Source organism: Nocardia sp. NPDC003979, assembly GCF_053605015.1.
The window spans coordinates 73,666-96,404 of record NZ_JBSGIJ010000013.1 but is presented as its reverse complement, the minus strand read 5'-3'; the positions used below and the strand labels follow the sequence as shown (position 1 = coordinate 96,404).

Annotated in this window: 22 protein-coding genes, 1 tRNA gene and 1 pseudogene; 5 read left to right on the top strand and 19 right to left on the bottom strand. The window is 66.9% G+C overall.

Translation table 11 applies throughout. The annotated features are described in order from the left end of the window. Positions 1-10: 10 nt before the first annotated feature. A complete protein-coding gene (locus tag ACWEVR_RS24580; RefSeq protein WP_452468888.1) occupies positions 11-466 on the bottom strand; it encodes an ABA4-like family protein in 456 nt (151 codons plus the stop codon). Continuing rightward, the gene (locus tag ACWEVR_RS24575; protein ID WP_452468887.1) at positions 463-1,410 is read right to left on the bottom strand and encodes a hypothetical protein; all 948 of its coding nucleotides are present in this window, start codon (positions 1,408-1,410) and stop codon (positions 463-465) included. Before ACWEVR_RS24575 ends, ACWEVR_RS24580 begins: the two co-directional genes overlap by 4 nt. A 102-nt stretch (positions 1,411-1,512) precedes the next feature. Between ACWEVR_RS24575 and ACWEVR_RS24570 the strand changes: the two genes are divergently transcribed. Then, complete coding sequence (locus ACWEVR_RS24570; protein ID WP_452468886.1) at positions 1,513-2,160, top strand: MerR family transcriptional regulator; 648 nt, start codon at positions 1,513-1,515, stop codon at positions 2,158-2,160. Between the two features lie 119 nt (positions 2,161-2,279). Here the strand turns inward: ACWEVR_RS24570 and ACWEVR_RS24565 are convergent, their stop codons facing one another. The 4 genes from ACWEVR_RS24565 to ACWEVR_RS24550 all read right to left on the bottom strand — a co-directional run bounded on the left by ACWEVR_RS24565 (position 2,280) and on the right by ACWEVR_RS24550 (position 6,116). Beyond that, positions 2,280-3,032 (bottom strand): amino acid ABC transporter ATP-binding protein, encoded by a 753-nt coding sequence (locus ACWEVR_RS24565; protein WP_133734253.1) that lies wholly within the window; start codon positions 3,030-3,032, stop codon positions 2,280-2,282. A gap of 23 nt (positions 3,033-3,055) precedes the next feature. Next, positions 3,056-3,994 (bottom strand): amino acid ABC transporter permease, encoded by a 939-nt coding sequence (locus ACWEVR_RS24560; RefSeq protein WP_357399062.1) that lies wholly within the window; start codon positions 3,992-3,994, stop codon positions 3,056-3,058. 1 nt (position 3,995) lies between these two features. Further along, the gene (locus ACWEVR_RS24555; protein WP_452468941.1) at positions 3,996-4,835 is read right to left on the bottom strand and encodes an ABC transporter substrate-binding protein; all 840 of its coding nucleotides are present in this window, start codon (positions 4,833-4,835) and stop codon (positions 3,996-3,998) included. 192 nt (positions 4,836-5,027) lie between these two features. Continuing rightward, the gene (locus ACWEVR_RS24550) at positions 5,028-6,116 is read right to left on the bottom strand and encodes an isocitrate/isopropylmalate dehydrogenase family protein (protein ID WP_452468885.1); all 1,089 of its coding nucleotides are present in this window, start codon (positions 6,114-6,116) and stop codon (positions 5,028-5,030) included. Between the two features lie 61 nt (positions 6,117-6,177). Between ACWEVR_RS24550 and ACWEVR_RS24545 the strand changes: the two genes are divergently transcribed. Beyond that, entirely contained in the window at positions 6,178-6,690 is a 513-nt protein-coding gene (locus tag ACWEVR_RS24545; RefSeq protein WP_452468884.1) for a 2'-5' RNA ligase family protein, read from the top strand. A 49-nt stretch (positions 6,691-6,739) separates the two neighbouring features. Continuing rightward, positions 6,740-7,114, top strand: a complete 375-nt coding sequence (gene trxA, locus ACWEVR_RS24540; RefSeq protein WP_067644661.1) for a thioredoxin — start codon at positions 6,740-6,742, stop codon at positions 7,112-7,114. A 76-nt stretch (positions 7,115-7,190) separates the two neighbouring features. On the opposite strand, the gene ACWEVR_RS24535 is transcribed toward trxA, so the two are convergent. The 11 genes and pseudogenes from ACWEVR_RS24535 to ACWEVR_RS24485 form a co-directional block, all read right to left on the bottom strand. Continuing rightward, positions 7,191-7,613 carry a 2-isopropylmalate synthase gene (locus ACWEVR_RS24535; RefSeq protein WP_067644664.1) on the bottom strand — a complete coding sequence of 141 codons (423 nt, stop codon included), beginning with the start codon at positions 7,611-7,613 and terminating at the stop codon, positions 7,191-7,193. 377 nt (positions 7,614-7,990) lie between these two features. Further along, a complete protein-coding gene (locus tag ACWEVR_RS24530; protein WP_357151428.1) occupies positions 7,991-8,764 on the bottom strand; it encodes an acyl-[acyl-carrier-protein] thioesterase in 774 nt (257 codons plus the stop codon). Positions 8,765-8,941: 177 nt separating this feature from the next. Further along, entirely contained in the window at positions 8,942-9,367 is a 426-nt protein-coding gene (locus ACWEVR_RS24525; protein WP_452468883.1) for an SRPBCC domain-containing protein, read from the bottom strand. A gap of 91 nt (positions 9,368-9,458) precedes the next feature. Continuing rightward, a complete protein-coding gene (polA, locus tag ACWEVR_RS24520; RefSeq protein ID WP_067498071.1) occupies positions 9,459-12,197 on the bottom strand; it encodes a DNA polymerase I in 2,739 nt (912 codons plus the stop codon). A gap of 104 nt (positions 12,198-12,301) precedes the next feature. Beyond that, on the bottom strand, positions 12,302-12,997 hold the full coding sequence (locus ACWEVR_RS24515) for an ABC transporter ATP-binding protein (RefSeq protein WP_245655548.1): 696 nt from the start codon (positions 12,995-12,997) through the stop codon (positions 12,302-12,304). A 156-nt stretch (positions 12,998-13,153) separates the two neighbouring features. Next, positions 13,154-14,098, bottom strand: a pseudogene (locus tag ACWEVR_RS24510) (ABC transporter ATP-binding protein); the annotation flags it as partial. Further along, positions 14,095-15,504: a branched-chain amino acid ABC transporter permease gene (locus ACWEVR_RS24505; protein WP_452468882.1), complete on the bottom strand. Its 1,410-nt coding sequence runs from the start codon at positions 15,502-15,504 to the stop codon at positions 14,095-14,097. The pseudogene ACWEVR_RS24510 and the gene ACWEVR_RS24505, both read right to left, overlap by 4 nt. Continuing rightward, entirely contained in the window at positions 15,501-16,538 is a 1,038-nt protein-coding gene (locus ACWEVR_RS24500) for a branched-chain amino acid ABC transporter permease (RefSeq protein ID WP_452468881.1), read from the bottom strand. Before ACWEVR_RS24500 ends, ACWEVR_RS24505 begins: the two co-directional genes overlap by 4 nt. Positions 16,539-16,611: 73 nt before the next feature. Then, the gene (locus ACWEVR_RS24495) at positions 16,612-17,769 is read right to left on the bottom strand and encodes a branched-chain amino acid ABC transporter substrate-binding protein (RefSeq protein ID WP_452468880.1); all 1,158 of its coding nucleotides are present in this window, start codon (positions 17,767-17,769) and stop codon (positions 16,612-16,614) included. A 275-nt stretch (positions 17,770-18,044) separates the two neighbouring features. Further along, a complete protein-coding gene (locus ACWEVR_RS24490; RefSeq protein WP_452468879.1) occupies positions 18,045-18,662 on the bottom strand; it encodes an ANTAR domain-containing response regulator in 618 nt (205 codons plus the stop codon). Positions 18,663-18,828: 166 nt separating this feature from the next. Continuing rightward, positions 18,829-18,915, bottom strand: a tRNA-Leu gene (locus ACWEVR_RS24485). 334 nt (positions 18,916-19,249) lie between these two features. Between ACWEVR_RS24485 and ACWEVR_RS24480 the strand changes: the two genes are divergently transcribed. Both ACWEVR_RS24480 and ACWEVR_RS24475 read left to right on the top strand, forming a co-directional pair. Next, on the top strand, positions 19,250-19,867 hold the full coding sequence (locus tag ACWEVR_RS24480) for an arsenate reductase/protein-tyrosine-phosphatase family protein (protein ID WP_452468878.1): 618 nt from the start codon (positions 19,250-19,252) through the stop codon (positions 19,865-19,867). An 89-nt stretch (positions 19,868-19,956) separates the two neighbouring features. Next, the gene (locus tag ACWEVR_RS24475) at positions 19,957-20,361 is read left to right on the top strand and encodes a hypothetical protein (protein WP_452468877.1); all 405 of its coding nucleotides are present in this window, start codon (positions 19,957-19,959) and stop codon (positions 20,359-20,361) included. 11 nt (positions 20,362-20,372) lie between these two features. On the opposite strand, the gene ACWEVR_RS24470 is transcribed toward ACWEVR_RS24475, so the two are convergent. After that, positions 20,373-21,254: an acyl-CoA thioesterase gene (locus ACWEVR_RS24470; protein ID WP_452468940.1), complete on the bottom strand. Its 882-nt coding sequence runs from the start codon at positions 21,252-21,254 to the stop codon at positions 20,373-20,375. Positions 21,255-21,277: 23 nt separating this feature from the next. Beyond that, the gene (pyk, locus tag ACWEVR_RS24465) at positions 21,278-22,696 is read right to left on the bottom strand and encodes a pyruvate kinase (RefSeq protein WP_452468876.1); all 1,419 of its coding nucleotides are present in this window, start codon (positions 22,694-22,696) and stop codon (positions 21,278-21,280) included. Positions 22,697-22,739: the final 43 nt, after the last annotated feature.

Here is a 22,739-nt window from a genome sequence, read left to right as displayed (position 1 = left end):
CCGACGGCGTTCACACGATGGCCGGATCCGCCTGCGGCGCGGGCGGATTCGGCGCCCGGCTCACCACTGTCCGCAACACGAGATAGATCGGGAACGCGATGGGCGACAAGAGAATCGTGCCGACCAGCAGGGGGCCCATCAGCAGCGGGTGGATGGCGCGGTCACGGCTGTCGAGGTAGATCCAGCGGCCGAGGAACAGGTCCCAGGCGAGGATCTGGGCCCACAGCGCGGTCAGGACCGCAGGGTCGGCGGCGGCGGAGGTTATGGCGGCCAGCGACGGCGAGGTCACCAGCGACCACAGGGTTCCCAGGACCGGGATCGCCACGATCGCCCAGATCACGAGGGACGGCGCGACGATCCACGGCGAGGCGATGATCGGGCGGGTGCGCCGCCACGTCGGCGCGAAGATCATCAGCGCCCAGAACGGCACCGTGACATAGAACGACAGGTCGAACAGCGTGCTCATGCGGTGACCACCTTCCGGTTCCCGATCGCGCTTGCGAACGAAACCAATACTCCGACAACAACTCCCACGGCGATCGCCGCGGCGACGACAAGGGTTGTCCGGTCCGGGTGGACGAGCGGCTGCCCACGCAGCGCCTGCCAGGTCACCAGGGCCAGCACCGCGGCGTAACCACCCGAGGCGGTGAGGATCAGGCCGAGCCGCACGTGTGCGTGCCGCAGCAGCGGGATCCGTGGCGCGAGGACTACGAGCCCGGCGGCGAGCAGCGGCAGAATCTGCAACGCGTGCATGCCGACGAAATGCGGAATGCGCAGGTCACCGTTGGTGGTGCTCCAGCCGGTGAGCGGCATACCCGGTGTGCCGTCGGGCGCACCGACGGTGTGCGCGCCCGCGAAGCCCTCCACCCCCGATTCCTGCATGGGCATCAGCTGCCCGAGCGCCAGGCCGACGAGGGTGATCGCGAGGCCGAGCCGGATCGACCAGGTGACGGCGGCATCGCCGATGCGGGCGCGCGACAGACCGACCGCGACGGCCATCGTCGCGAGGAACAGCACGACGATGGTGACGGCCATCGTCACCCAGAGCACCGTGTCGAACACGGTCGTCGTGTTGAAGTGACTTCGGGTGCCGCGCACCACCTGCCCGACGATGATCACCTGCTCGATGGTTCCGGCGATCACGATCACCGTGGCCATCCACCACAGGAATCGGGAAGGCTTGGGCCGCAACGAGATCAGCCAGGCCAGCGCCACGCTGTAGAGCACGAACGACAGGGCGAACTTGGACGGCTTGAACCAGGCGGTCGATCCGGCGATCACCCGGTCGTCGACCAGCATCCCGACGACGGTCACCACCACCAGGACCGCGTTGACTGCGGCGAAGTACAGCAGCGGCCGATGCAGTGGGGCGTGGCGGCGAGGCAAGGACTCTGCGATGGGGACGGACATGTGAATCTCCCGACATTCTAGATAGCTGCACTATCCGTTATAGATAGTTAGACTATCCACGAACGGGGCGCTAAGCAAGAGGGGCGAACGAAGGAGGCGACGGTGCGAATCTCGGAGTTGAGCGAACGCAGCGGCATCGCGGTGGCGACGATCAAGTACTACCTGCGCGAAGGGCTGCTGCCCACCGGCGAACGCACCGGCCCCAATCAGGCCAGTTATAGCGACGAGCATCTGCGCAGGTTGCGTCTGGTGCGCGCGCTGATCGAGGTCGGTGGGCTACCGGTGGCCACGGTGGGTGACGTCCTGAGGGCCGTCGACACCCCCGACCTGCCGATGTTCAGCCTGCTCGGGGTGGTGCAGGGCAGCCTCATCTCCCCCGCTCCCGCCGCCTCCGACGCCGAGTGGGAGCGTGCCTACGAGACCGTGCGCAGCGAAATGGATCGGCGGGGATGGTCGATGAAACCGGCCCAGCCGGTGATCGAGGCCCTCACTGCCGTCCTCGTGCGCGCCGCCCAGCTCGGTTACCCGGAGTGGGGCGAGACCGCGTTGCCTGCCTATTTCGACGGCGCGCGCATCGTCGCCGAAACCGATGTCGCCACGGCGCTTTCGGCAGGCGAACGCGACGCCGTCGTCGACGCGGTCGTCGTCCTGACCGTCCTGGGCGACACCGCCCTCGCCGCCATCCGCCGCATCGCCCAGGCCCAGGTCTCCTTGGAAAAGCTGACGTCGGACTCCTCACCCAGCGCCTGATCTCGCACGAACATGGGTAACTCGGCGGGGACGGGCCAACGTCCCCGGCGAGTTACCGCCGGCCGCCCGGCGCACAGGACTCACCACCTGAGTCCGGCCGAAATACGCGGAGAGGCGGGTCAGAGCAGGCGGGAGAGGAAGGACTTCGTTCGTTCGTGCTGTGGGTTGGACAGCAGTTCACGCGGTGGTCCCGACTCCACCACCACACCGCCGTCCATGAACACCAGCTCGTCGGCGACTTCGCGGGCGAAGCCCATCTCGTGGGTCACCACCAGCATCGTCATGCCCGAATCGGCCAGCTCCCGCATGACCGTGAGCACCTCACCGACCAGTTCGGGGTCGAGTGCCGAGGTCGGCTCGTCGAACAGCATCAGTTTGGGATCCATGGCGAGCGCACGGGCGATCGCCACCCGCTGCTGCTGACCGCCCGAGAGCTGGGCCGGGTAGGCGTTGCGCTTGGCCGACAGACCGACTCGCTCGAGCAGTTCCTCGGCCCGGGCGATCGCCTCGGACTTGCGGATACCACGCACCTGGGTGGGTGCCTCGATGACGTTCTCGAGTGCCGTGCGATGCGGGAACAGGTTGAAGTGCTGGAACACCATGCCGATGTCGCGGCGCTGGACCGCGGCGTCGCGCGGGTGCATCTCGTAGAGCTTGCCGTTCTTCTCCCGGTAGCCCACCAGTTCGCCGTCGACGTAGAGCCTGCCCGCGTTCACCTGCTCGAGGTGGTTGATGCAGCGCAGGAAGGTCGACTTGCCCGAACCCGACGGGCCGACCAGGGTGAGCACCTTGCCCCGGTGCACCTCCAGCGAGATGCCCTTGAGCACCTGCAGCGCACCGAAGTTCTTGCACACCCGATCGGCGAGCACCATGGGAGGTGCGGTCACTGCTTCGCTCATTTCGCCTTCACCGCCGCCTGTGCCGTGGCCAGTTCCTCGAGCTGCTTGGCCGTCAGCTGCCGGGTGGCACCGCGCGAGTAATACCGTTCCAAGTAGTACTGCCCGACCATCAGCACGCTGGTGATCGCCAGGTACCAGGTGGCACAGACGAGCAGCAGCGGGATCGGCTGGAAGTTCACGCCGTAGATGTCGCGGGCACGACCGAACAGGTCGGTGCTCAACGGGATCGCGGTCACCAGCGAGGTGGTCTTGAGCATGCCGATCAGCTCGTTGCCGGTGGGCGGGATGATCACCCGCATCGCCTGGGGCAGCACCGTGCGACGCATGGTCTGCGTCCACGACATGCCGAGCGCCACCGACGCCTCACGTTGCCCCTCGCCGACGGAGTTGATGCCCGCGCGCACGATCTCGGCCATGTACGCGGCTTCGTTGAGGCCGAGGCCGATCACCGCGAACAGGAACGCGGCCTGCAGGTTCTGCACGTCGATGTGGAAGAACTGCGGACCGAACGGCACACCGAGGTCGATCTGCTTGTACAGCGACGGGACGAGACCCCAGAACACCAGCTGCACGAACACCGGGGTGCCACGGAAGATCCACAGGTAGACCCACGCGGTGGTGCGCAGCACCGGGTTCGGCGACAGGCGCATCACCGCGAGGATCGTGCCGAGACCCACCGCGATGGCCATCGCGAGCACGGTGAGTTCCAGGGTGACGATCGCACCCTGGGTGATTCGCTTGTCGAACAGGTAATCGCTGTAGGTGTCCCACTTGTAAGCGGGATTGGTGGCGGCGCCGTAGACGAACAATCCGACCAGGATCAGGATGATTGCCGCCGCGATCCAGCGGCCCGGCCTGCGCAGCGGGACCGCTTTGATCGGTTCGGGTTCGGTGCCCGGTCCGGGCACCTCCACCGTGTCTTTCTCGTCGGTCACGTCAGCTCACTGCGCCGTTGACGACCGAGGTCTTGATCTGACCGTCCTGGACACCCCAGTTCGTGGTGATCTCGCTGTACTTGCCGTTGTCGATCAGGTGCTGCAGCGCCTTCTGCAGCGACACCGCGAGCGGCGAGCCCTTCTGCACGGCCCAGCCGTAGGGCGCCGAGTCGAACAGCGGGCCCGAGGACTCGATCTTGCCTTCGCTCTGCTTGATCGCGTACGCCGTCACCGGCGAATCGGCCGACATCGCGTCGACCTGACCGAGGACGAGTGCGTTGGTCGCGGCGCTCTGCTCGTCGAACGGCTTCATATCGATCGGCGGCTTGCCTTCGGCGACGCACTTCGCGCTCTTGGCGGGAATCTCTTCGGTGTGCTCGACCGTAGTGGCCTGTACGGCGACTCGTTTACCGCACGCATTGTTCGGATCGATGGTTTTGCCGGTTTGCTGAGCCCACTGGATACCCGCGTTGAAATAGGTCGTGAAATCGACCTGCTGCTCGCGTTCGCGCGAATCGGTGATCGAGGACATACCCACGTCGTAGGTGCCCGCCTGGATCGCGGGAATGATCTTCTCGAAGGCGGACTCCTGGTAATCGACCGTCAGCCCGAGGGTGGCGGCGACCGCGTCGAGCAGGTCCACGTCGAAGCCGACGATCTTGCCGCTGGCGTCCTTGTACTCGTTCGGCTGGTACGGCACGTTCACGCCGACGACGATCTTGCCTGCTTGCTTCACCTTGTCGGGCAGCGTCGCGGCGATCGCGTCGACCTTCTCGGCCGAGACCTTGGTGACCTCGGTGGTATCGCCCTCGGTGTTTTCCGCGCAGCCGGTCAACACCATCGCGCCCACGGCGGCGGTACAGAGCAACCGCACGGCACCGCGGCCGAGCACAGTTCGAACAGACAAAGGAGCCTCCACATTTCACGTCGACGCCGGCCACGTGTCAGCGCCTGTTTGGCAATGTATGCGAACCGGACACAGCGTGGTGCGACAGTAACCGAAGATTAATCAGCGAATGTGAAAGGGGTGGGTTCACCTCCGGTGCACGCGGGCGGCGACCTGTTCGGTGAATTCGCTGGTCGAGGCGAGACCACCGAGATCCGCGGTGGCGATTCCGGCGGCGAGCGTGGCCGCGACGGCACCGGAGATCCGGTCCGCCGCCGCATTCAGCGCACGATTTCCGTCACGAACTCCCAACCAGCGCAACAACATTGCCGCCGACAGTTGCAATGCCACCGGATTCGCCCGATTGTGTCCGGCCAGGCCGGGTGCGGCACCGTGCACCGCCTGCGCCATCGCCTTGGTCTCGGAGCAGTTGAGCGAGGGCGCCATGCCGAGCGACCCGCTCAGCTCGCCCGCGAGGTCCGAGAGGATGTCGCCGAAGAGGTTCTCGGTGACGATCACGTCGAACTCGCCGGGCGCGCGCACGAGGTGCGCGGCCATCGCGTCGACGTGCGCGTCGTCGACTCGCACGTCCGGGTATTGCCCGGCAATCTCGTAGCACACGTCACGGAAGAGTCCGGTGGTCATCGGGAGCACGTTCGCCTTGTGCACCACCGTGACCCGCTTGTGCCGTTCCCGCGCCAGCCGCAGCGCCTGATGGGCGATCCGTTCGCACGCCTGCCGGGTGATCACGGCCACCGCCATGGCCACGTCCTCGGTCGGCTTGAACTCCCCCGACCCGGCGAACATATTGCGATCGGCATAGAAGCCCTCGCTGTTCTCCCGCACGATCACCAGGTCCATATCGGCCGCCGTCGCACGCACTCCCGGGAAGGCCACGGCGGGACGGATGTTCGCGTACAGACCGAGGCGCTTGCGGATGGCTCCGCCGGGCGCCACCCGCATGTCGGCCGGGTAGGAGGCGTTGTCGTGTGGGCCGAGGATCCAGGCGTCGAGTTCGTCGAGTGCCGCGAGGGTCTGCTCGGGCAGCGGATGACCGAATTCGGCGATGGCGTCGTGGCCGATGCGCAGCGGCACCCAGTCCACCGGGTCGAGCCCGGCCGCGCCGACCGCCTCGTCGACCACCACGCGGGTGGCGGCCACCACCTCGGGTCCGATGCCGTCACCGTCGATCACTCCGAGCCGCACGCTCGCCTTCGTCGTGTTCACGCGCTCCATCCTCACCCCTGCCGCCACGCCACCGGCACGCGGACATACCGGAGCGACTAGTTTCTGGATCATGGTGCAGTCGGTGGAGCTCCTCCTGGACGACGCGGGCAAGGCCGAGGTTCGCAGGCAGTGGGCCGAGTTGGCCCGTCTCGGCCTCGCCGCCCCGCGCGGGGACACCCATCGACCGCACATCACCGTCGCGGTGGCCCGCGAGATCTGGCCGAGGATCGACCGGGCGCTGGTGGGTCTGGAGTTCGCACCGTTGCCTGTCCGCCTGGGCGGACTGCTGATCTTCGGGGCACGCAGGCCGATTCTCGTGCGATCGGTGATCGTCACCGAGGAACTGCTCGACCTGCACCGCCGGGTCGACGAGCTGGTCCGAGGATGCCCCGGCATGCCCGCGAACACGCGGCCCGGTGCGTGGACACCACACGTGACACTTGCCCGCCGCGTGACCCCGGAACAGCTCGGCGCGGCGGTGGACGCAGTGGCCACCGACCACGAATTTCCGGCTGTTGTGGTGGGCATTCGCCGTTGGGACGGAGACGCGCGGCACGAGCATGTGGTAGTCGGTGGAAGATAGAGGGACGCCGAGGCGTTACAGCCGAGGACACCGACAAGGAGAGGACGTCATGGCCACCCAGACGCTGACCCAGCAGAACTTCGACGAAGTCGTCACCGGAAACGACGTGGTACTCGTCGATTTCTGGGCTTCCTGGTGCGGGCCCTGCAAGAGTTTCGCACCGACCTTCGAGGCGTCGTCGGAGAAGCACACCGACGTCGTCCACGGCAAGGTCGACACCGAGGCCGAGCAGGGGCTCGCCGCCGCCGCCAACATTCGGTCGATCCCGACCATCATGGCCTTCCGCGAGGGCGTGCTCGTGTTCGCCCAGCCCGGTGCGCTGCCGCCCGCCGCGCTCGAGGATCTGGTGACCCAGGTCAAGGGCCTGGACATGGACGAGGTGCGCAAGCAGATCGCCGAGCAGCAGAACTCGCCTGCCGAATAGGTCGCCTGCTCGATCGCTGAAACGTCAAGGGCCCGTTCACCTTTCATGAGGTGAACGGGCCCTGCGCGTTGTTCTGTCAGTTGGCGAGCAGGTTGACGCCCGCGATCATGGCGCGCACGGTCGACTCGGCGCCGCCGGCGCCCATCGCCGCGGCCCACCCGCGCTTGCCGTTGAACTCGCACTGCACGAAAGTGGCGATACCGGCGTCGGTGCGACGCTGGTGGAAGCGCAGGATCTCGAGGGGGTAGCCCTCGTCGTAGAGCGCCGAAGTCATCGCGGCGACCGGGTTACCGGCGGCGATGACGGTGCGCAGGTGGTTGCCGAGTTCCAGCGTGGCGGTGAAATCCGTTCCGGAACAAGTGAATTCGCCGAGGGTGACCGGCCCGGTGATTCGGATGTAGCGGGCGGCGAAGTCGGCGGGGTCGAGGTCACGGAGCTCGGCGCGCAGGGCCTTGGGCGCGGCGTCGAGCATGGCATGGTCCAGTGTGAGCAGTGTCATTGCAGGTGAGGTCTTCCCGAAGATGTCTTCGTTGGCAGAGGGGACCAGCAGTACAAAAGAGAAATCAGCCCGCAGCGAGGGGGCCGGTCCGAATCAGACCCCGCTACGGCGGGTTACTACGAGAAGAATCTGCCGTGTGGCTGCCGGCGCGGTCTGCGCAGCAGCGACCGCGCGGTCGCGGTGAGCGACAAGCGGCGCGGCGAAGCGGTCGGCGGGATTCGGCACGATTACGACAATAGGTCCGTCGTCGCGAATTCGCAACCTTGTTTCCCGCTCGACGTGTCTACTCGTGAGTACCATCACTGCAGCTCAGCGCACGGTTGATCACGCGAGTGCTGAAATCCGCTGTGCGGCGACAAGAGCTCGGGCGGTTGCCGTCAGCTCTCGTCGCGGGCAGGCAGCGCGGTCACCGAGGCCAGTGCGCGAGCCGAGCCGTCGACGTCCATCTGCATTCGCAGCCCGGTCGGACGCACGCTCGTGCGCAGGACCACCTTGTCGCGGGCCATCACCGGGCCCACGTGTTCGATGATCGCGCGGTAGGGCAGTTCGTGGGTGTCCGGGTGGGCGGCGAGGGTTTCCTCGAGCGCTTCCCAGTACACGGCGTTGTTGACGTGGCCGAGGCGGTCGACATCGGTGACGCGCAGCGGGAACGGCACCGTCTCCACGTCGGGGTCGTCGAGTTCGGTGAGGGCGGCTTTCCAGCGCAATCGGTGCTCGGTGGTGCTGGCCAGCATCGGCGCCATGAAGGTGTCGGTCATGCGGGCGGGCCGCCCGGCCACGGGGTCGATATGGATCAGGAACGCGGCCGCCTCGATGTGCCCGCCGCGCTCGCCTTTCAGCTGGATCCGCATATCGCACCAGCGGTTCGACAGGGCGTCGGCCCAGCGCCGCAACTGCACCCGGTCGCCGAACACGATCGGCTCGTACACGTCGATGACGGTGCGCCGCACGATCCAGGCCTGGTGGATGTCGCCGTCGGCGACCGCGTCCAGATGGTCGAACCCGATGTCCTGGAGGTACCGCGCCACCGCGTCGAGCCGCAACCGGTCCTGGTCGTCGGTGTCGCCGAGACGGACCGGCCACGACCGCGCGAAGGCCCGCGTGATGTCGAGGCAGTCGGGCAGCGGGGTGGGGATGACGTCGACGGGCATGAGCCGATGCTGTCACACATCGGGGTCGCAGTCCGGGGACGACTCGCGAGTCGCGGGTGCTCACAACTGCGCGGGCGGTCCCTGGTGCACCGGCACGACCAGCTCACGTCGTGCGGCCACGGCCGCCGCGTCCACGAACCTGCCCGGCATGCCCGGCGTCGGCCGCATGCCGGGCGCTCACTCTTCGGCCGCCGCCTTGATGCCGTCGACGTGGGCGGTCCACATCTGCCGGGAATGCTCGGCGTCGGCCTCGGTGGCGTTGTTGTCCTGGCTCAGCGACAGGTGTGTCGTCGTGTCGTCGCCGCTGAGTTCGTAGGTGAGCGTGTGGTAGTTCGCGGGAACGTCGGGCTGCCCGCTCAGGGGGCTGTAATGCGTCATCCGCAGCAACCGGCCGGGCTCCGCGGCGAGGATCTCACCGCGGTCCTCGTATGCCCTGCCCTGAAACTCACCCGTCCAGGTGATCGAACTACCCGGCTGCCAATCGGTGCGCACCTCGGCACCGAACATGAACTTGCGGATCTGCGCCGGGTCGGTCAGCACCTCCCACACCCGCTGTGGAGAGGCGTCGACGTCGGTCCGCACGGTCGCGACGAATCCGGTCATGATGCTCAACTCCTTCGGTCGATCACCACCACCTTAGGACCGCGCCAGGCGCGCTGTCTTGGACAAACGCGCCAGGTCGCGGCCGGTGAACTCAGTGTGCGGCGGCATCCCAGCTGCGCCCGGTGCCCACCGAGACGGTGAGCGGGACCGACAGCTCGATCGCGTTCGACATCTGTTCGCGCGCAAGGGCTTCCAGCGCCTCACGCTCACCCTCGGCCACCTCGAACACGAGTTCGTCGTGGATCTGCAGCAGCATGCGCGAACGCAGACCCGCCTCGCGGATCGCGGTGTGGACGTTGATCATGGCGACCTTGATGATGTCGGCGGCCGTGCCCTGGATCGGCGCGTTGAGCGCCATCCGCTCGGCCGCCTCGCGGCGCTGGCGGTTGCTCGAGTCCAGATCGGGCAGGTAGCGGCGACGACCGAACAGGGTCTGGGTGTAGCCGACCTTGCGGGCCGCCTCGACGACCTCCGACAGGTAGTCGCGGATGCCGCCGAAGCGGTCGAAGTAGACCTCCATCTGGTCCTTCGCCTCGGCGGTGCTGATCTTGAGCTGGGCGCTGAGGCCGTAGGAGCTCAGACCGTAGGCGAGGCCGTAGGACATCGCCTTGATGCGGCGGCGCATCTCCGGCGTGACCTCCGACAGCGGAATGTCGAACGCCTTGGACGCGACGAAGGTGTGCAGGTCCTCCCCCGAATTGAACGCCTCGATCAGGCCGGCGTCGCCCGACAGGTGCGCCATGATGCGCATCTCGATCTGGCTGTAGTCGGCGGTCATCAGCTCCGAGTAGCCGGGGCCGACCACGAAGGTGTCGCGGATCATGCGGCCGGTGTCGGTGCGGATCGGGATGTTCTGCAGGTTCGGTTCGGTCGAGGACAGTCGACCGGTGGCGGCGATGGTCTGGTTGAACGTGGTGTGCACGCGACCGTCGTCGGCGACCGACTTCAGCAGGCCGTCGACGGTCACCTTGAGCCGGGTCGCGTCGCGGTGGGCGAGCAGGTGTTCGAGGAAGGCGTGGCCGGTCTTCTCGAACAGCGATTCCAGCGCGTCGGCGTCGGTGGTGTAGCCGGTCTTGGTTCGCTTGGTCTTCGGCATGTCGAGTTCGTCGAACAGCACCACCTGCAGCTGCTTGGGCGAACCGAGGTTGATCTGCTTGCCGATCACGTCGTAGGCGGCGTTGGCGGCCTCGCTGACACGGTCGGCGAACTGCTGCTGCAGATTCTCGAGCTGGGTGACGTCGACGGCGATACCCGCCTGCTCCAGCTCGCCGAGCACGCCGAGCAGCGGCAGCTCCATCTCCTCGAGCAAAGCGGTGGATTCGATCTTGGCCAGTTCCTCGTCCAGGGCCTCGGCCAGGTCGGCGACGGCGCGGGCGCGCAGCATCTCCTCGCGCGCGATGCCCTCGGCGACGCTGTCCTCGTCGTCGAGCAGCGACAGCTGGGTCTGCTCGCTGGTCTCGGCGCGCAGTTCGCGCTTGAGATAGCGCAGCGACAGGTCGTCGAGGTTGAAGCTGCGCTGGCCCGGACGGACCAGGTAGGCGGCCAGCGCGGTATCGGTGGTGAGCCCGGCCAGGGTGAAACCGCGCCCGCGCAGGGCGTGGCCTGCCGACTTCGCCTCGTGCAGCGCCTTGGACACCGCCGGGTCGGCGAGCCAGGCCGCCAGCGCCGTCTCGTCCTCGGGCGTGAGCACGGTCAGGTCGATGTAGCCGCCCTCGCCGTCGGCCGCGGCGATAGCGAGCGCCCGGGCCTCACCGTGCACCGGCGTACCCGTGCCGACGATCGAAAGCCCGTGGCGCGCACCCGCTTTCGCATGCTCCGCCAGCCAGTCCGCGACCGCGCCCTGGTCCAGTGCGCCGCCGCTGATCTCGAAACCCGACTCGGCTTCGGGCTCGGGCGAACCGAGGGTGTCGAACAGCCGGTCGCGCAGCACCCGGAATTCCAGGTCGTCGAAGAGCTGGTGGATCTTCTCCCGGTCCCAGGGCGCCTTGACGAGCTGGTCGGGGGTGTAGGCCAGCGGTACCTCACGCACCATCTCGGTGAGCTGGCGGTTGAGGACGACACTCGACAGGTTCGCGCGCAGCGCGTCGCCCACCTTGCCCTTCACCTGGTCGACCCGCTCGACGAGTGTGGCGAGGTCGCCGTATTCGCGGATCCACTTGGCCGCCGTCTTCTCCCCCACCCCCGGGATGCCGGGCAGGTTGTCGCTCGGGTCGCCGCGCAGCGCCGCGTAGTCGGGGTACTGCGCCGGGGTGAGCCCGTACTTCGTCTCCACCTCGGCGGGCGTGAACCGCGTGAGATCCGAGACGCCCTTCTTCGGGTAGAGCACCGTGACATCGTCGTTGACCAGCTGGATCGCGTCCCGGTCGCCCGTGACGATCAGCACCCGGTACCCCTGGGCCTGCGCCTGGGTGGTGAGCGTGGCGATCACATCGTCGGCCTCGTACCCGTCGATGGCCATCACCGGGATGCCCATGGCCCCCAGCACGTCTTTGGTGAGTTCGACCTGGCCGCGGAACTCGTCGGGCGTGGCACTGCGATTGGCCTTGTACTCCGGATACGCCTCGGTCCGGAACGTCTTTCGCGACACATCGAACGCCGCCGCCACATGCGTCGGCTGTTCGTCGCGCAGCAGGTTGATGAGCATCGATGTGAACCCGTACACCGCGTTCGTCGTCTGCCCGGTGACGGTCTTGAAGTTCTCCGCCGGTAGCGCGAAAAACGCACGATAGGCAATCGAATGCCCATCGAGCAGCAGCAGCGTCGGCCGCTCGCCCTCCGCGGCAGTGGTCGTAGTCGATGCCTGAGCAGTCGTCGGTGAACTCACCCGCATGAGTGTAGGGACACCCACCGACACTGCGGCTATTGGTGCGCGGGCGCGCTCCGAAAAAAGGCCGGGCACGCTGTGGCAGCGTGCCCGGCCTCCTCAGTACCCGATCAATCCACGCCCAAGTACGCGGACATCACCGCCGGATCGGTCAGCAGATCGGCGCCCGCACCGGTCTTGGTCACCTCGCCGGTTTCCAGGATGTAGGCCCGGTCGCTGCGCGTCAGCGCCTGCTGGGCGTTCTGCTCGACCAGCAGCACGGTCGTGCCCTGCCGGTTGATCTCGCTGATGATCCGGAAGATCTGCTGGATCACCATCGGCGCAAGGCCCATCGACGGCTCGTCGAGCAGCAGCAACTTGGGCCGTGCCATCAAGGCGCGCCCGATGGCCAGCATCTGCTGCTCACCACCGGAAAGCGTGCCACCCACCTGCTTGCGGCGTTCGGCCAGCCGTGGGAACAGCTCGAACACCCACTCGAGTGTCTTCTGATACTCGGCCTTGTCGTCGAAAGGCCTGCCGTAGCAACCCATATCGAGGTTTTCCAGCACCGTCATGCCGGGGAAGACCCCGCGACCCTCGGGTGCCTGGATGAGCCCCTCGACCACCCGGTCGTGGGCCTTCATCGTGGTGATGTCCTTGCCCTCGAACAGGATCCGGCCCGAGGTGAGCGGCAGCAGGCCCGACAGCGCCCGCATGGTCGTGGTCTTGCCCGCGCCGTTGGCGCCGAGCAACGTGACCAGCTCGCCCGGCGCGACCGACAGCGAAATACCGTGCAGTGCTTCGATCCGGCCGTAGTGCACCACCATGTCGCGCACTTCGAGCAGCGGTGCCTGCGCGGCGGGCTCGGCGGGTTCGTCCTTCTCGAGCACCGTGGTACTCGCCACGGTCGCCCCCGCCGCCGGAGTCGCGCCCTCCGCCGCGGCGGCATCGGCTTCCTCCCGCACCTCGGCCACCGTATCCGCGTCCGGCACACCGAGATACGCCGCGATCACCGCCGGATCCTCACGCACCTGGGTCGGCAGCCCGTCGGCGATCTTGCGGCCGAACTCGAGCACCACGATGCGGTCGGTCACGCCCATCACCAGCCGCATGTCGTGCTCGATGAGCAGCACGGTGTACCCGTCGTCGCGGATCTTGCGGATCAGGTCCATCAGCGCCGACTTCTCGCTGGGGTTGAACCCGGCGGCCGGCTCGTCGAGGCACAGCAGTTTCGGCTCGGTGGCCAGCGCTCGCGCGATCTCGAGCCTGCGCTGGTCGCCGTAGGACAGATTGCGCGCCTTCTCCACCGCGCGCGGTGCGATACCGACGAATTCGAGCAGGGCCATGCCGCGCTCGATGGCGTCGCGCTCCTCACGCCGGTGCTTGGCGGTGCGGAACACCGCGCCGGGCACCGAGGTGGTGTGGCGCGCGTCCGTGCCGACGACGACGTTCTCGAGTGCCGTCATCTCCCCGAACAGCCGCACGTTCTGGAAGGTGCGCGCGATCCCGAGCCGGGTGATCTCGTTGCGCTTGGTCTTGGCCAGCGGTTTGCCGTCGAAGTGCACGCTGCCCGCCGCCGGCTTGTACACACCGGTGATGGCGTTGAAGCAGGTGGTCTTGCCGGCGCCGTTGGGGCCGATGAGCCCGAGGATCTCGCCGCGGCGGATCTCGAAACTCACCCCGTCCAGAGCCGTCAGACCACCGAACTTCACCGTCAGCCCGTCGGTGCGCAACAGGGGCTCACCGACGGCGGTCTCGATCGCCCGGTGCGGTGCGACGACGTCGGCCACAGCCTCGGCGTCGCCCAGTTCCGGCATCACCGCGGTCACGTCGACCTCGCCCGCGGGCTCGACCTCCGGTGCCGCTTTGTACCCGGCGGCCATGTCCTCGTTGTCGTACAGCGCGTCGCCCGCGCCCGGCCCGGTCATCGCCTTGCTCCGATCAGTTCGGCCGGCTTGCGCACGGCCTGGTACACCTGTCTGCCGTAGGTGAGCAGTTTCTGCCGCACCGGGAACAGGCCCTGCGGTCGCAGGATCATCATCACCACCAGCGCGATGCCGAAGTAGAGGTACTTCAGGTCACCGAGGGACTGCGCGCCGCCCTGGCGGTGCAGCAGCACACTGCCGAGCAACAGCAGCCCGAGGATCACCGCGACCACCGCGCCGGTGGTCACCGCGCGCGTGGCCCACACCCCCAGCGTGTTGCCCCGCCGGCGCCACAGCAGCCACAGCCCGACCAGGACAGCGACATCGACCGCGAGCAGCAGATAACCGGTCGATTCGTTCGACACCAGCTGCACCGATTGCAGCCGCACCGGCAGGTAGGCGATGAGGAACGCGCCGACGATCACGCCGAGCTTGTTGCCCGATCCGCCGAGCACCACCGCGCACAGGAACAGCATCGACAAGATGATGTCGAACTGCTTGGGGTTGACGTAGGTGACCTGACCGGCGTACATCGCGCCCGACAGCCCGCCGACCGACGCACCGATCACGAACGCCCACAGCTTGAACTTGAACGTCGGCACGCCCATGATCTCGGCGGCGTCCTCGTCCTCGCGGATCGCGACCCAGGAGCGACCGACCCGGCTGCGCTCGAGGTTGCCGATCACCAGCAGCACGACCACGACCAGCGCCAGGCCGAGCCAGAACCACCAGGCACCGTTGCTCGCCCTGGTGAACGGATTCCAGCTGTCGGGGTCACCGAGGTTGCCCGGGGAGAAGAATCCGCCCGGTTTCGTCTCGGACTCGCCGACCTCCGGATAGGAGATCTTGGACAACCCGAGGCTGCCGTTGGTGAGCTCGCCGAGGTTGTCGGCCATCAGGCGAACGATCTCACCGAAGCCGAGCGTCACGATGGCCAGGTAGTCACCGCGCAACCGCAGGGTCGGCGCGCCGAGGATCAGGCCGGCCACCGCGGTGAGCGCCACCGCGAGCGGCAGGCACGCCACCCATGCCCAGCCGGGTTCGAGCCAACCACCATCGGTCTGGTTCCACGGACTGTTCGGGCTGGTCAGCAGGCCGACGGTGTAGGCGCCGACGGCGTAGAAGCCGACGTAACCGAGGTCGAGCAGTCCGGCCTGGCCGACCACCACGTTCAGGCCGATCGCGATCAGCGCGTACATGGCGAACTGCGCCATCACACCCGCGAAACTCGCGCCCGGCGTGTCGAGCAACGGCGGCGGGAACAGCGGAAGCAGCGCGAGCACGGCGATCACCGGGATGCCGACCGCCCACTGGCCGGGCCGCGAGAGCCCGTCCCACCAGCTGCGGATCGCGTCGCCGATGCCGCGCTTGTCCTGTTCCGCCACAGCGGTTTTCGTCGTGTCGGTCATGCGCGTGCCCTCCCCAGACTCTCACCGAGGATGCCGGTGGGCCGGAACATCAGCACGGTCACCAGCAGCACGAACGCGACCACGTCACGCCATTCGGTGCCGAACAGGATCTGCCCGTACTGCTCGGCGACGCCGAGGACCAACCCGCCGAGCAGTGCGCCGCGCAGATTGCCGATGCCACCGAGGACCGCGGCGCTGAAAGCCTTGATACCGAGAATGAATCCGCCGGAGAAGATGATGCCGGTCGGAATGTAGAGCGTGTACAGCATGGCGGCCGCGCCTGCCAGCAGGCCGCCGATGAGGAAGGTCAGCATGATGACCCGTTCCCGCGAGACGCCCATGAGGGTCGCGGTGTCGGGGTCCTGGGCCACGGCACGGATGCCGCGGCCGAACTTGGTCCGGTTGATGACGACCTCGGTGATGATCGCGAGCACGATCGCCGCCGCGAAGATCACCAGCGCCACGTTGGTCACCTGCGCGCCGAGGAAGGTGAACTGCACCTTCGGCTCGACCAGGCGGATGCCGGTCTGCGCGTTGGAACCACCGAGGCCCGGCTTGATCTTGGGCAGGATGTAGTGCACGAATTCCTGGATCACGAACGACATTCCGATCGCCGTGATGAGGAAGGCGAGTGGTTTGGCGCCTCGCCTGCGCAGTGGCCGGTAGGCGACGCGTTCCAGACCGACGGCGGCGATGCCCGAGACCAGCATGCCGAACAGCATCGCCAGGCCGAGATAGGTGATCGTCAGGACGACACCCTGGGAATACACATTGCCGCTCGGGGCGAAGCCGAGCAGCTCCAGCCCCACGTACGTACCGAACATACCGAGCATGAAGATCTCGGAGTGGGCGAAGTTGATCAGTCGCAGCACGCCGTATACCAGCGTATAGCCGACGGCGACCAGCGCGTAGATCGAGCCGTAGGTGAGACCGTCGACCGTCAGTTTCCAGAACTGGTCGATCACCCCGGACACATTGAAATCGATGGACCCCTCGGCCAACAGGGTCACACCGAGCGATGCCGCTGATGTCATGGTTACTCTCGCGTCAGGCGAGCGGTGCGCGCGGCAACAGCTGCCACGCGCACCGCAACACGCTCAGATGGGACTACTTGACCTCGTACATCCAGATCTGGATGTTGGCCAATTCGCCGGTCTCGCCCCACTTGTACTCACGGGCCACACCGGTGCCGGTGTAGGTACGGACGTACTCGACCAGGTCGGCGCGGGTCACCTTGCCGGAGTCGATGCCCTTGAGCAGGATCGTGGCCAGGTCGTAGCCTTCGACGGAGTAGACGCCGGGGGCCTGTCCGTTGAACGCGGTGTACTCGGCGGCGAACTTCTCCGGCGCCGGGCTGCACGGGCACGACAGCAGCGCGTCCTTGGACGACGAACCGGCCTGGCGCACGAACTCGGGATCGTTGCTGCCATCGGCGGAGACGAAGGTCGCGGTCACGCCACCGGAACGCAGCTGCTGCACGAACGGCGCGGCCTCGGCGTAGTACCCGGCGTAGAAGATGGCATCGGGCTTGGCAGCCGACAGCTTGGAGACGGTCGCCGAGAAGTCCTTGTCGCCTTCCTTGACGCTGGCCGCGCAGGAGGGATCGGCGGCGCCGCCCGCCGCGGTGAGGAAGGCCTGCGCGAGACCGGCACCGTAGTCGGTGTTGTCCTGCACGACGCAGATCTTCTTGAAGCCCTTCTCCTTGGTGAGGTAGTTCGCCACGGCCGGGCCCTGCGAGTTGTCGTTGCCCAGGCCGCGGAAGAAGGTCTTCCAGCCGTTCTGGGTCAGCGTCGGGTTGGTGGCCGAGGCGGTCAGCGTCGGCATGCCCGCCTCGCTGAGGATCTGGCCGGTCGCCTTGGTCTCACCGGAGAAGGTCGGGCCGATCAGGCCGACGATGCTGGGATCGGCGACGATGGTCGGGATCTTCTGGCTGGCGTTCTGCGGCTTGCCCTCGGTGTCGAATTCCTTGAGCGAGACCTGGCAATCCGGGTTCGCCTTGTTGTGCTTGTCCAGGGCGAGTTTGACGCCCATGGTGATGTTGATGCCGAGCGCGGCGTTGCCACCGGTCAGCGGTCCGGCCATCGCGATGCTCGTCGGCGCGCACTTGGCCTTGCCGTCACCGGCCGGGTCGGCGGCCGCGCCCGCGTCGGTCTGGGCGACGGCCTTGCCCTCGGTATCGAGCTGCACGACGGGCTGGATGGAGAGGTCGGTGTTGCCGCCACCGCCGCCGTCGGACGACTTGTCACTACATCCGGACAACACCAACGACGCGGCAGCTCCGATTACCAGAACTCCTCGCGTCGAACGACTGCGCCATGTCGAACTGAGCACGTCTCACCTCTATGTCCTGTGCACCCCGGGGTCGCCGAGGGGGCCGACCCACGTTCGACCCGGTGAGAACATATCGCCGCTTTGTTAGATCCGCATCACATTCGCATCATGTCGGATGCTTCTCGTGCGGTCATAGTTCACGTTATTGTTTCGCTTACGTAAAGTTTTTCCGGTTTCCTGGGCGCGCACCGGAGCTTTACGGTTCGGCGTCACTGCGGGGTGAGGTTCTCCAGCACGACTTCGGCCACCGCCTTCATGGTGGTGCGCCGATCCATCGCCGTGCGCTGAATCCATTTGAACGCCTGGGGTTCGGTCAAACCCTGGGTCTGCATGAGCACGCCCTTGGCCCGCTCGACCAGTTTGCGGGTCTCGAGGCGATCCGACAGATTCGCGACTTCTGTTTCCAGCGCGGAGATTTCGTGAAAACGACTGGCCGCGAGTTCGATCGCGGGAACCAGATCCGACTTGGTGAACGGCTTCACCAGGTAGGCCATCGCACCGGCGTCGCGAGCCCGCTCGACGAGGTCGCGCTGACTGAACGCGGTCAGGATCACCACGGGCGCAACACGTTTCGACGCGATCTCGGCGGCGGCATCGATGCCGTCGCGGCGCGGCATCTTCACATCCATGATGACCAGATCGGGGCGCAGCTGCTCGGCGAGCTCGACGGCCTGCTGACCGTCGCCGGCCTCGCCGACCACGTCGTAGCCCTCTTCTTTGAGCATCTCCACGAGGTCCATGCGGATGAGGGCCTCGTCCTCGGCCACGACAACGCGCTTGGCCACCACGTCACCCGCGGCGCCAGCGCCTGCTGCATTCGTGCTCATAGGTTCGACCCCTCTGGATTCCGACTGCCGATGTCGAGAGTACCTATCGCGTCCACTTCCGAATGCGTGGAGCTGCCGGAACCGCGGGTGACACGTGTGCGAGGTCATCGCGTGCCCCGCGACAGATACTCCCCCGCGGAGCGCGGCCGATGCCGCGCTTCCGCCGTGGTGCCGAGTGTGGGACTCGAACCCACACGTCCTTTCGGACAACGGTTTTTGAGACCGTCGCGTCTGCCAGTTCCGCCAACCCGGCGCACCGCGGTCACTATAGCGTCCCGGCACGCCCGGAAGCGAACCGGGCCGCGTCCCCGGGCGGCACCCGGCCCGCCGCGCGGGTTCGCGGCAATGACCGGCCGATCGGAATTTATTTCCGAATCGAATTATCGTGGTCCGGAACCAGTGATGATCGACACATCTGGAACGAAGGTTTACCACCCCGATCACACGGGTATCACGGTCACACACAACGGATTTCGCGTCGCAATGAATGTACGGAATTCAACCGAAAGGTGAATAAATAGCAGCACGCTTGTGATGGTTACAATTCTGGCCTACTGCACGACAATGACCGGGATTACGGTATCGGTATGCACGTGCTGTTCGTCTGCAACTCCAATGTCTGCCGCTCGGTGATCGCCGAACGGCTCACCCGGGCATTCGCGGCGCACAACGGACTGCCAGGCCTCACCGCCGAAAGCGCGGGAACCCGTGCCCTCGTCGGTTTTCCGGCCGAACCGCTCGCGGCGGAGACGATCGCCGGGCTCGGTGGCGACACCACCGGATTCAAGGCCCGCAAACTCAAGCCTGAAATGGTCGATCGCGCCGATCTGGTGCTCACCATGACCGAGGCATTACGCGACCAGGTGGCCGAACTGGCCTTCGGCGCCGCACCACGCACGTTCACCCTCATCGAGGCGCACCGTATCGCCAAGGTCACCGGCGCGAAATCCATTGCCGCACTGCACCGCGCCCGCAACGACCTCGCCTATGTGGGCCGCGAGAACATCGCCGATCCGATCGGACTGTCCGCCGAGGCTTTCGTCGAGGTCGGCGACCGCATCGCCGAGGTGCTCTTCCCCCTGCTGAGCGCACTCGCACCGCACGAGCAGACCAAACTCAGCGAGGACGAACGACCGGGGCTGGTGATCGAGCCCGGTAGTGCACGCCCGCTCGCGGCCTTCCTCGCCGCGCAACGCAGGAGATGAAGGTCTGTTCGCGAGAGCGGACACCGATTACACTTCGGCGCGGACGTGGAAGTTTCCCATGCTGGTTCGACACACGACAGGACTCGGACATGCCGAAACGCATTTCGGATGTTTCTCTCCATGTGTATGTGACCCCGGACGTCCTCGACCGCATCGTCGCCGATATCCGAGGCGTCCTCGCCGACCACATCCAGGACCGCGACGTCTTCGCCTGGCGCTTCACCCTCCCGGTCGACGCCACCGACACCGTCCACCAGGACCTCGAAAACCAATGGCGCGCAAGCCATCCCGGGCACCAGCCGCAGACCGAGGCGACCTTCGAGATCGCGCTGAGCCTGGTCGGTGAACCCACCGACCTCAGCGACGACGACATCGCCGACCTCGAATCCGGGCTGGCGCTCGCCGTGTACGGCGCGGACCAGACGGTGCCGTTCACACTGCGTGCTCATCAGCGCAGCGACGTCGAGTTCGAACCCGACGTCGAGCGCCTCTGAAAATACCTGCCTCAGCGCGCGGGGAAGTGGCGGATGACGCCCTCTTGCACCGTGGTGGCGAGCAATTCGCCACTGCGCGAATAGAACCGGCCCGTCGCCAGCCCACGCGAACCCGCTGCCACCGGCGACTCGGTGGCATACAGCGACCAGTCGTCGAACCGGAACGGGCGATGGAACCAGATCGAATGATTCACCGTCGCCGCGAGAATCCGGTCCAGCCCCCACGACAAACCGTGCGTGGTGATGATCGAATCGAGCACCGTGGTGTCCGACGAATAGCCGAGCGCCGCCACGTGCAGCAGCGGATCGTCGGGCAGGGAACCGTCGGTGCGCATCCACACCCGGTTGTGGTTGAGCTTGGCGCCGGTGCCCTTGAGGATCCACGCCGGATCGTTGGTGTAGCGCATATCGATCGGGTGCGGGGCGTTGATGAACATCTCTAGCTTGTCCTCGAAGCCCGCGAAATGCTCCTCGATCCGGGGTAACGACTCCGGATCGGGCACCACGGGAGCATCGTGGGCGTGCTCGAGGCCCTTGCCCCAGTCCTGGAACGCGGCCAGCATGACGAACAGCTCCTGGCCGTCCTGGCTGGCGGTCACCGTCCGGTTGGCCAGCGCGCGCCCGTCGCGATGCCGCTGCACGTGGTACTCGATCGGCTTCTTCACGTCGCCGCCGCGCACGAAATGCGCGTTGATCGCGTGCAGCGGGCGATCACCCGCGGTACGGCCCGCGGCGATGATCGCCTGTGACACGAGCTGACCACCGAAGGTGCGGCTCCACACCTTCTCCGGGTGGTTGCCCAGGTAGACGTCCTCGCTGATCTGTTCCAGATCGAGCAGGTCGAGCAGCACCCGCAGATCGGGCGACGGCTCGCCCCGGCCGGTGTCGATCATCTCGTCTACCGAAGTACTCACTGCTAATGGTCCTCTTCGCCGATTCGGTGCACGTGGATCAGGTTGGTGGAACCGACCGTACCCGGCGGGGAGCCGGCCACGATGACGACCAGGTCGCCCTTGCGGTACCGATCCAGCGACAGCAACGCCTGATCCACCTGGTGAATCATCGCATCCGTGCTGTCGACCATGGGGACGATGAAGGTTTCGGTGCCCCAGGTGAGTGTGAGCTGACTGCGCACCTCCGGCAGCGGGGTGAACGCGAGCAGCGGCAGCGGGGTGTGCAGGCGGGCCAGGCGGCGCACGGTGTCACCGGACTGGGTGAACGCGACGAGGGCGCGGGCGTTGAGGCGTTCGCCGATGTCGCGCGCGGCGTAGGAGATCACGCCGCGCTTGGTGCGCGGCACGTGGGTCAGCGGTGGCACCCGCGACGTCTCGGACTCCACGGCGGTGACGATGCGGGCCATGGTGCGCACGGCGTCGATCGGCCAGGCGCCGACCGAGGTCTCCCCCGACAGCATCACCGCGTCGGCACCGTCGAGCACCGCGTTCGCGACGTCGGACGCCTCCGCGCGGGTGGGGCGGGAGTTCTCGATCATCGATTCGAGCATCTGGGTGGCGACGATGACCGGCTTGGCGTTCTCGCGCGCCATCTGGATCGCACGCTTCTGCACCAGCGGCACCTGCTCGAGCGGCAACTCGACACCGAGGTCACCACGCGCCACCATCACCGCGTCGAAGGCGAGCACGATGGCCTCGAGATTCTCGATCGCCTCCGGCTTCTCCAGCTTGGCGATCACCGGCACCCGGCGCCCGACCCGGTCCATGATCTCGTGCACGAGTTCGATATCGGAGGGCGAGCGCACGAACGACAGGGCGATGAAGTCGACGCCGAGCTTCAGGGCGAACTCGAGGTCCTCGATGTCCTTGCCGGACAGGGCGGGGACCGACACATTCATGCCGGGCAGCGACAGGCCCTTGTTGTTGCTCACGGGGCCGCCCTCGGTGACCCGGCAGACGACGTCGTTGCCCTCGATGGCCTCGACCGTCAGGCCGACCTTGCCGTCGTCGACCAGGAGGCGGTCGCCTGCCTTGGCGTCCTGGGCGAGTTCCTTGTAGGTGGTGGAGACGCGGTCGTGGGTGCCGTCGACGTCATCGACGGTCACGCGTACCTGCTCACCGGTCGCCCAGTGGGTCTTGCCCTCGGTGAAGCGGCCGAGGCGGATCTTGGGGCCCTGCAGATCGGCGAGGATGCCGACCGCGCGACCGGTCTCGTCGGAGGCCGCGCGGACCATCTTGTAGTTGTCGGCGTGGTCGGCGTGCTCGCCGTGGCTGAAGTTCAGCCGGGCTACATCCATGCCGCTTTCGACGAGCTCACGAATTCGGTCCTGGGAGGCAGTGGCCGGCCCGAGGGTGCACACAATCTTCGTTCGTCGCATCACGCCCCTCAGCCTAGTACTCGGGGAGCGCCCAGTCTTTTCGCCT

Excerpts from the sequence above, each read along its gene's own strand:
- ACWEVR_RS24500 (WP_452468881.1), bottom strand. The coding sequence starts at position 16,538 with ATGACATCAGCGGCATCGCTCGGTGTGACCCTGTTGGCCGAGGGGTCC.
- ACWEVR_RS24515 (WP_245655548.1), bottom strand. The coding sequence starts at position 12,997 with ATGGTGGTGCACTACGGCCGGATCGAAGCACTGCACGGTATTTCGCTG.
- ACWEVR_RS24575 (WP_452468887.1), bottom strand. The coding sequence starts at position 1,410 with ATGTCCGTCCCCATCGCAGAGTCCTTGCCTCGCCGCCACGCCCCACTG.
- ACWEVR_RS24530 (WP_357151428.1), bottom strand. The coding sequence starts at position 8,764 with ATGCCCGTCGACGTCATCCCCACCCCGCTGCCCGACTGCCTCGACATC.
- ACWEVR_RS24525 (WP_452468883.1), bottom strand. The coding sequence starts at position 9,367 with ATGACCGGATTCGTCGCGACCGTGCGGACCGACGTCGACGCCTCTCCA.
- ACWEVR_RS24565 (WP_133734253.1), bottom strand. The coding sequence starts at position 3,032 with ATGGTGCTCGCCGATCGGGTGTGCAAGAACTTCGGTGCGCTGCAGGTG.
- ACWEVR_RS24580 (WP_452468888.1), bottom strand. The coding sequence starts at position 466 with ATGAGCACGCTGTTCGACCTGTCGTTCTATGTCACGGTGCCGTTCTGG.
- ACWEVR_RS24555 (WP_452468941.1), bottom strand. The coding sequence starts at position 4,835 with ATGGTGTTGACCGGCTGCGCGGAAAACACCGAGGGCGATACCACCGAG.
- ACWEVR_RS24490 (WP_452468879.1), bottom strand. The coding sequence starts at position 18,662 with ATGAGCACGAATGCAGCAGGCGCTGGCGCCGCGGGTGACGTGGTGGCC.
- ACWEVR_RS24505 (WP_452468882.1), bottom strand. The coding sequence starts at position 15,504 with ATGACCGACACGACGAAAACCGCTGTGGCGGAACAGGACAAGCGCGGC.
- ACWEVR_RS24535 (WP_067644664.1), bottom strand. The coding sequence starts at position 7,613 with ATGACACTGCTCACACTGGACCATGCCATGCTCGACGCCGCGCCCAAG.
- ACWEVR_RS24550 (WP_452468885.1), bottom strand. The coding sequence starts at position 6,116 with ATGGAGCGCGTGAACACGACGAAGGCGAGCGTGCGGCTCGGAGTGATC.
- polA (WP_067498071.1), bottom strand. The coding sequence starts at position 12,197 with ATGCGGGTGAGTTCACCGACGACTGCTCAGGCATCGACTACGACCACT.
- trxA (WP_067644661.1), top strand. The coding sequence starts at position 6,740 with ATGGCCACCCAGACGCTGACCCAGCAGAACTTCGACGAAGTCGTCACC.
- ACWEVR_RS24545 (WP_452468884.1), top strand. The coding sequence starts at position 6,178 with ATGGTGCAGTCGGTGGAGCTCCTCCTGGACGACGCGGGCAAGGCCGAG.
- ACWEVR_RS24475 (WP_452468877.1), top strand. The coding sequence starts at position 19,957 with ATGCCGAAACGCATTTCGGATGTTTCTCTCCATGTGTATGTGACCCCG.
- ACWEVR_RS24470 (WP_452468940.1), bottom strand. The coding sequence starts at position 21,254 with ATGATCGACACCGGCCGGGGCGAGCCGTCGCCCGATCTGCGGGTGCTG.
- ACWEVR_RS24480 (WP_452468878.1), top strand. The coding sequence starts at position 19,250 with ATGCACGTGCTGTTCGTCTGCAACTCCAATGTCTGCCGCTCGGTGATC.